We start from the raw sequence: 7746 nt of genomic DNA on the forward strand, positions 1-7746 counted from the left end.
GTATAGCTAAGCGACTTAATTTTGATTACAAAATATATGTTTTTCTCCAATATAAATTTACTGATATAGAGTAATTACTTGTAATCATTTTAAAGTCGCCCAGCTATATGAGGGATTTGTTAAAGAAAGATACCGCATTCTGGATCGTTAAACCGGCTATTGGCAAAGAGGGAATAACCGGTTTAGGCACGCTATTTTCTGGCGTATTTATTGAAGTACAACCTGGCAATAGTGAACAGCATGCTGAGAAATTTGATTTATTAGGTTCGCCGCCATTAGCTTCACTTGATGCTAAAGGTATTCGAGTGATTTTGACTAGTGATCAGGCTGGTAGATTAAATACTGGCGCCCCAGTGCTATTCCATGGCTATCGAGTCGGTTCGGTAGAAGCGAGTTCGTTTGATATTAAAAGCCGCAATATGCATTATCAACTCTTTATTAATGCCCCCTATGATGGGCTAGTAACGGAAAATGTTCGTTTTTGGCGGGATAGTGGTATTGCTTTTGATCTATCGGCACAAGGTCTTCGCTTAGAGATGGGCTTTTTAACCACACTATTTAGTGGTGGAGTTAGTTTTGATGTTGTATAGCTGGGCGACTTTAAAACGATTACAAGTAATTACTCTATATCACTAAATTTATATTGGAGAAAAACATATATTTTGTAATCAAAATTAAGGCGCTTAGCTATAGAGGGTTGGCAACCAGGTAAGAGGGTGGAAGATAAAAGCCTATTCAGACTCTATGAAGATCAAAGAAGTATTCAGAACTCTTTATATCTTTATATACTTTACACAAAGATTTTATTTTGTTTTTCTCTGATTCAGTTCGCGGATTACAACCTGGCGCACCAGTTGAATTTATAGGAATTCGCTTAGGAACCGTGATGGAGGTTCCGTTTGATTCTGAGAAATTACGGCAATAATTGGATAATGAATTCCGTATTCCGGTTTTAATTCATATTGAGCCTGGTCGTGTTAATACCGATATTGATCTAGAAAAAGAGTTTGCAGCAGCATTAAGACAAGTTAAGAGCAGCTTTAAAATCGGCTAACCTAATTACCGGAGCATTGTATGTCGATTTGGATTTCTATCCAGAAAAAGGCCAATGGAAAGGGCCATCAAAAGTTGCTAATTACGATATTATTCCAACAGTTAGTGCTGGATTATCACAGATCCAAGAAAAAGTGGTTGAGGCATTAAATAAAATCAATCGTCTGCCGATTGAGCCTATGATAAGTCAAGCCACAAATACGCTAGCAGAAAGTCAGAAAACCATTCGTGAAGCACAGCGTACTTTATCTGAGTTGAATAAACTGATGGCTAGGAAAGACTTTCAAAAGATCCCTGCTGATCTGCAACAGACTTTGCTTGAATTGAATCGGGTTATGCAAGGTTTGCAACCAGGCTCACCTGCCTATAATAGAATGATCAATAATATGCAGCGTCTTGATCAGGTGTTAAGAGATATTCAACCCGTTATCAACACATTGAATAATAAGAGTAATGCACTTGTTTTTGAAGCAAAATCGATCAAGGATCCAGAACCGAAGAAGGTGACAAAATAATGAGATATTTGGCATGGATTTTGTGTTTTTTACTTATCGGTTGTAGTAGTGGTATTGAAAAATCTTATTATCAATTACCAATAACGCCGAGCTTAGTGACTAAAAAAAGTGATTTACTAACGCAAAAACAGCTTTGGGTACAGACAGTGCAATTGTCTGGAATATTGGCAGCTAATGGTATTACTTACCAAACTAGTGATGTTAATTATGTTAGTGCAAAGAATCATCTATGGGCAAGCCCGTTAGAACAGAAATTGATGCAAAATTTAGTCAATCAGTTATCAATAATGTTGCCTAATCGATTAGTATCGGCTCAACTGCTAGAAAACAGACCTGATAGCCTTAATGTCTTTTGACCGCTTTTGATGGTCGTTATGATGGTAAAGTGATTATCCAGGGAAACTGGATTTATAAAAGTGATAAAGGCATTATCAAGCGAGATTTTAGTCTGCTCCTTGATCAAGATGAAAATGGCTATTCGACATTAGTTAGGACGTTAGCAAGAGGCTGGACTCAGGTTGGACAATCTATAGCGAGCCAATTATCTTGAATGTATAAAATATAACATATTTGCCCCTTCAGCTTCATAACAGAAGGGGTTTATGACAAAAAATTTGGCTTTAAAAGCTGCTTATATCTTGAAATAAACCGACTTTCAAATCTTTTGCTGTGTAAATACACTTATCATCAACCAAGACTTCACCATCAGCCACACCCATAATCAATTTTCGATTAATAACACGTTTTAAATGGATACGGTAGGTTACTTTTTTTGCGGTTGGCAAAACTTGTCCAGTAAATTTGACCTCACCTACGCCCAGTGCTCGGCCTTTACCTTTACCACCAAGCCATCCCAGGTAGAAACCAACGAGTTGCCACATTGCATCTAAACCTAGACAACCAGGCATAACGGGATCATTAGTGAAGTGACAACTAAAAAACCATAAATCAGGTTTGATATCAAATTCTGCTTCGATAAACCCTTTATCATAATTGCCGCCAGTTTCGGTCATTTTTGTGATGCGATCCATCATCAACATATTACCGGAAGGCAATGGCGGCCCATTTTCACCAAAAAGTTCACCTCTGCCGGAAGCATCCAAATCTTCTTTTTTATAGGAGTTACGTTTATCAACCATATTACTAAATAGCCTTATTATTAATAATAAGGCTAAAGAATAGCGTACACTTGTAAGCTGAGCAACTCCGATCAGCTATTTTTTAAATTTAATTCAGCCACTTTAGCAGCCCCATGAATTTGGGTTTTTCTTGGTTATTAGCCTGAGTAATTCGTTCTTGTATTAAAGCTAACAGATGTAAGTTATTTGTATCATATTGTTGCTTATAATAAGCATGTTTGGTTAAAATTGAAATGGCTTCAGAAACGTGTTCAACCGGCCAAATGTGAAATACGCCAGATTTGACTGCGGCAATAAGATCGGTTTTTAAGCATAAATGACGAATGTTAGCCGCAGGAATGATAACGCCTTGCTTACCGGTTAATTCACGTTGGAAACAGACGTTAAAAAAGCTTTCGATTTTTTGGTTAATACTACCAATCGGTTGTACATAACCGAATTGATCTACTGCACCGGTAACCGCAATTTGCTGATCGATAGGCTGAAGAGAAAGTGCACTAATTAATGCACAAAGTTCAGCTAATGATGCGCTATCACCATCAACTTCATTGTAAGACTGTTCAAATACGATTGAGGCAGAAAAGGGTTGTGGCTGTTCAAGCTTTAATTCGTAATTGAGATAGGCTTGCATAATCATCATGCCTTTAGCGTGAATATTACCGCCCAGCTCAACTTTACGTTCTACATCAGTAAACTCACCATCACCGAAGTGAGCAACACAAGTAATACGTGATGGTTCACCGATAAGTTCTGGATGCCCTAGGTACTGCATAACCGATAACCCATTGATTTGGCCAATTATTTCACCTTCAGTTTTAATAAAAACTTGTTTTTGCAGAATATCATCTAGATTGAGTTTGGCTAGGTAACCGTGTTGCCACTGGCGCTGTTGCATCGCTGTTTGGAACGATTTTGCAGTTAACTGATTATTTTGTTGAAATTGATTTGCCTCAGCTAAACAACCAATGAGCCACATTCTATCTAGCGGTAGGATAGATTTGTCTTCCGTATATCGAATTGCTTGAGTAATGAAGGTTGGCCACGCATCAGCCGTTAAAGCAGGAAATTGGCAATCGGTAATAATTTTTTTAATAAATTGCATCCATAGCGATAATTGACCACTATGTTCAAAATTCAATTCAAATTCATATTCGCCATAGGTAGCTTGAGAAAAAAGCTCAGGCTCTTTTGTTTCCAGTTCTTCAAGGCTAAAATGATCGCCGACTAAAATGAGCTTAATATCAAGTGGCATTGAATCAATTGGATAGGGTAAAAATTGATTATCATTGGCTGGAAGCCATTCAAACCGTTTTTGCATTACCATCTGTTTTAAGCGCTGCCACATTAATGGCTGCGCTAATAATGTGCCAACGGAAAGTAATAATACTCCGCCATTGATTTTATGTAATAGTCCTGGCTCTAAGTGAACACTATTTTGATGTTGATGAACACTGCCAAATAATTGAGGCATTTCTATCCAGTTACAGAAATAGACCGAATGACAGGGTGTAAATGATCCTTTAGCGCCTGCTTGCCAATGAAATCTTCCATCTGATTGTTGATAATCTCCAGTGATAGCTACTGAGGATGTATTAATATTTTTAATGCATTTTGCTAACTCAGATAAGTAGCTTTGGCATTCTAATGCTTTAATGACAGCAAAAGGAGAATAGGTTGGTGTTAATAAAAACCTTTCAAGACTATTATATAATCTAGGTTGAATGATGGCCAAAGTGGTATTATCTAGTTTATCAGCAGCAGCAAAAAGATTAAGATAAGGTTCATAATCAGGTGCTAAATTCTGCCATATTAATTCGTTATTAATCACGCTATTTTTCAACTTATAATTTAGATAAAAAGTTTATAAATTATCCTCAATATCCTGATTGTATGAAGTCAAGATAGAAGACATTTTAGAAAAACGCTATTGTTTTTAGAGAAACAGGTACATTTTACTATGAAAACAAGATATCCGTTTCCAGCATTATAAAATTTTTAGGATGAAAGCATTATATTAACGTTTGTTTAAATTTATGCCACTATTAATTTTGTATATTTACATATAATTTTATTCATAAACTGTAGTAATAAGTGCAATAAAAAATGTAAAAGTCTAGTCAATGTAAATAATTTGGGACTGAACATTAGTAACTAATGGTTAATTTACAAGTAGTAAGCTAATGACAAAAACCACTAATACAGCAGATAGAATGTATTATTTCAATTTAAAACATAGTAAACATAGTAAAAGTTACTAGCTATAAATGTGAATAATCATATTCTATCGCACTAATTATGATTTTTTGTCGATTGACTTGTATAAATAGGAAAAATTATATTTTTTGCTAACATTTCAATATATAGCTAAGCGTCTTAATTTTGATTACAAAATATATGTTTTTCTCCAATATAAATTTAGTGATATAGAGTAATTACTTGTAATCGTTTTAAAGTCGCCCAGCTATAGTGTGATTTCTTACTAAGATTTTATTAAGTTGGGTAAAAAACCAAACGTTTTTATTTTTAAATGTTGTTATAATTACATAAGTTACGTTTTCACAGAGATGATTATGAAATATCAACAGCTTGAAAATCTTGAATGTGGTTGGAAATGGGATTACTTGGTTAAAAAGTATCGCGATGGTGAGAATATCACTAAGTATATAGAAAAAAGCGCTGTTCAGGATGCGATTGAGCAACTGTTGAAATTAAAAAATACCCCAACAAAAGTGATAAACTAGATAAAAAATCATATGTCGCCAGATTTATCCAATCGAATGAAGCAAACAATTACAGCCCGCAGGAAGCGACATTTTAATGCCGAGCATCAGCACTCATGTAAAAAATCTATCGATTTAGACTCTCTTGTCTGGCAAAGACTGTCTATTTTAGCAAGAAAACAAGGCTGCACCCTCTCTGAAGCTATTGTGCATCTTATTGAAGATGCAGAGAGAAAAGACCAGTATGCAAACCAAATGTCGACATTTAAGCAGGATTTTCAAAATATACTAGGTGACTAGCGTAAAAATAGGATCTTAAATCTGGATTTTTTAGTCATCTTAGCAATAAATTTTAAGGAATAAAATAACCCTTTTAAAAAGAGTTATTTTATTTGTAAATAAATAATTTTTTAAGCAGATACTACGGTTGCAGAGTTACTTCTGTAGTACCTTGGATCTCGATTTCAACTCGACGATCTGGTGCTAAGCAATTGATTAATCGAGCGCAAGGTTTTACGTTATTACAAGTACTACCTGTTACTGAATTTTCTTCTCCGCGACCTTGTGAACTAATTGCGTTCGCTGGAATACCTTTAGAAATCAGGTAGCTCATAACTTCATGTGCGCGCTTCTGAGATAAAGGTTTGTTATAGGATGGTGAACCAATACGGTCAGTATAGCCAAGAACCATCACATGACCTTGAGTTGGGTCAAGATTCGTTAGTTCACTATACAACTTATCAAGTTCAGCTTTACCTGCTGCCTTCAAGGTGTGTTTATTGAACTCAAATAAAACATGAGAACGTAAAATAAAACGTTTGTTTTCGATTGGTGCTGGTACAATCACAGGCGCTGCGTCTTGATTGAATCGATATGCAACACCAACGCTCAACATCCCATTATCTGGACGAACGGATAGTGAATCTTTATCACCAATATAACTCACCCATTGATAATCTAAACGAGTTGCCCATTCAGGGGTAATAGCATATTCAAGCCCTAGCGCATAAACTGGAGAAACACCAGTGTCATGCTCTTTAAAGGATTGATCACCTACGTTTGCTTTTGCATCAGCCCGCCATACCATACCACCGAGACGACCATAAACATCTAATTCGTCTGTCAGTGGATAGCTTAGACGAGCGGTTAATTGAACACCCATCATCGATTTCACGCTATCGTTATTTGGCTGACCAGAATATCTCATTCTGCCCAACCAGTCATAACCTAATTCGAAACCGAGATATTGATTATGTTGGTAACCAACATAGGCACCTGCGCCTAGTTGATCGCGCTTTAGTTTTACCACACTGCCAACATTTTCATCGTAAGGATGAAAGCCGGTATCTTCAAAGTGTGACCAACCTAATTTAGCACCGGTATACCAGATATTATCTTTGGGTGCCGCCTGAGCTGCAGTTGCGAAAGCTGCCACTGCTACTGCGATAGCTATCTTTTTCATTTTACGCCTCGTCATCATCCAATATTGCCATCAGCTTCTTGAGCTTTTTTATAAGCCGTATGGTTTAAAATGCTGGTTAAGTTATTACGCTCTACTATCTTCGTTGCTACTTTATCTGCCTAAGGAATTATCCAAATAAAAAGTAGAATCAAAGCACTACCTTAAAGTTGTAAAGTCTACAACGAACTTCAAAAGTTACAAGTAGAGGAAACATTAATCTCATTAATTTTTTAAAAGGCAATCGGTGAATTATAGATATAATTTATAACTATATTGCCATGGTTAAATAATTAACCAAATGATTTATATTATTTTTTGTCTATTGTCGTTTACAATTCATCAAATAGATTAAGAATAATCTTAATATAGGCTAGTAATAATAATTAGAATGAATTTTTAGCTGATTAGAATGCCCGCGGGCATAATTTATATTTTCAGGCCGCATAACAAAGCCAATACTGTTTCCTAGCTGTGCCGCATGCTCTAAATGTTGCAAACATGATGGTGATAAAGTCGGTAACCAGCCTAAGACAATACTACAATTGGCGCTAGATAATGCTTCTATCATAGCAACAACGCTCATTTCTGGGCTTAGTGAATTTACTTGTACTGTTTTATAGCTAAGCGACTTAATTTTGATGACATTATTTATATGAGCTATTCAATTGATTTTAAACGTAAAGTGATATTTACGATGGAAAAAGAAGGGTTGAGTATCCGAGAAACAGCAAAGCAATTTCGGATTGGCTCTGCATCTGTATCGCGTTAGATTAATCAAATATAGCTGAGCGACTTTAAAATGATTACAAGTAATTACTCTATATCAGTAAATTTATATTGGAGAAAAACATATATTT

Annotated in this window: 4 protein-coding genes and 4 pseudogenes; 4 read left to right on the forward strand and 4 right to left on the reverse strand. The window is 35.8% G+C overall.

From position 1 onward, the window contains the following. Positions 1 to 107: 107 nt before the first annotated feature. From ARSQ2_RS14320 to pqiC, 3 pseudogenes are all read left to right on the forward strand, one after another. A pseudogene (locus tag ARSQ2_RS14320) lies at positions 108 to 587 on the forward strand (MlaD family protein); the annotation flags it as partial. A gap of 105 nt (positions 588 to 692) precedes the next feature. Further along, a pseudogene (locus tag ARSQ2_RS14325) lies at positions 693 to 1568 on the forward strand (MlaD family protein); the annotation flags it as partial. Continuing rightward, a pseudogene (gene pqiC / locus ARSQ2_RS08865) lies at positions 1565 to 2118 on the forward strand (membrane integrity-associated transporter subunit PqiC). The pseudogenes ARSQ2_RS14325 and pqiC, both read left to right, overlap by 4 nt. A 70-nt stretch (positions 2119 to 2188) precedes the next feature. Here pqiC and fabA read toward each other — a convergent pair. Continuing rightward, positions 2189 to 2707: a bifunctional 3-hydroxydecanoyl-ACP dehydratase/trans-2-decenoyl-ACP isomerase gene (fabA, locus tag ARSQ2_RS08870; RefSeq protein WP_181995072.1), complete on the reverse strand. Its 519-nt coding sequence runs from the start codon at positions 2705 to 2707 to the stop codon at positions 2189 to 2191. An 88-nt stretch (positions 2708 to 2795) separates the two neighbouring features. Next, positions 2796 to 4535: an AAA family ATPase gene (locus ARSQ2_RS08875; protein WP_181995074.1), complete on the reverse strand. Its 1740-nt coding sequence runs from the start codon at positions 4533 to 4535 to the stop codon at positions 2796 to 2798. A 742-nt stretch (positions 4536 to 5277) separates the two neighbouring features. On the opposite strand from ARSQ2_RS08875, the pseudogene matP reads away from it, so the two are divergent. Further along, a pseudogene (matP, locus tag ARSQ2_RS08880) lies at positions 5278 to 5727 on the forward strand (macrodomain Ter protein MatP). A gap of 121 nt (positions 5728 to 5848) precedes the next feature. Here the strand turns inward: matP and ompA are convergent. Next, entirely contained in the window at positions 5849 to 6889 is a 1041-nt protein-coding gene (gene ompA / locus ARSQ2_RS08885; RefSeq protein ID WP_181995075.1) for a porin OmpA, read from the reverse strand. A gap of 370 nt (positions 6890 to 7259) precedes the next feature. Then, the gene (locus ARSQ2_RS08890; RefSeq protein ID WP_338078276.1) at positions 7260 to 7550 is read right to left on the reverse strand and encodes a SulA-like leucine-rich domain-containing protein; all 291 of its coding nucleotides are present in this window, start codon (positions 7548 to 7550) and stop codon (positions 7260 to 7262) included. Positions 7551 to 7746 lie beyond the last annotated feature (196 nt).

It is taken from the genome of Arsenophonus endosymbiont of Bemisia tabaci Q2, from assembly GCF_902713415.1.
In the GTDB taxonomy this organism is placed as follows: Bacteria; Pseudomonadota; Gammaproteobacteria; order Enterobacterales; family Enterobacteriaceae; genus Arsenophonus.

Coding starts and splice junctions, on each gene's coding strand:
- ompA (WP_181995075.1), bottom strand. CDS start 6,889: ATGAAAAAGATAGCTATCGCAGTAGCAGTGGCAGCTTTCGCAACTGCA.
- fabA (WP_181995072.1), bottom strand. CDS start 2,707: ATGGTTGATAAACGTAACTCCTATAAAAAAGAAGATTTGGATGCTTCC.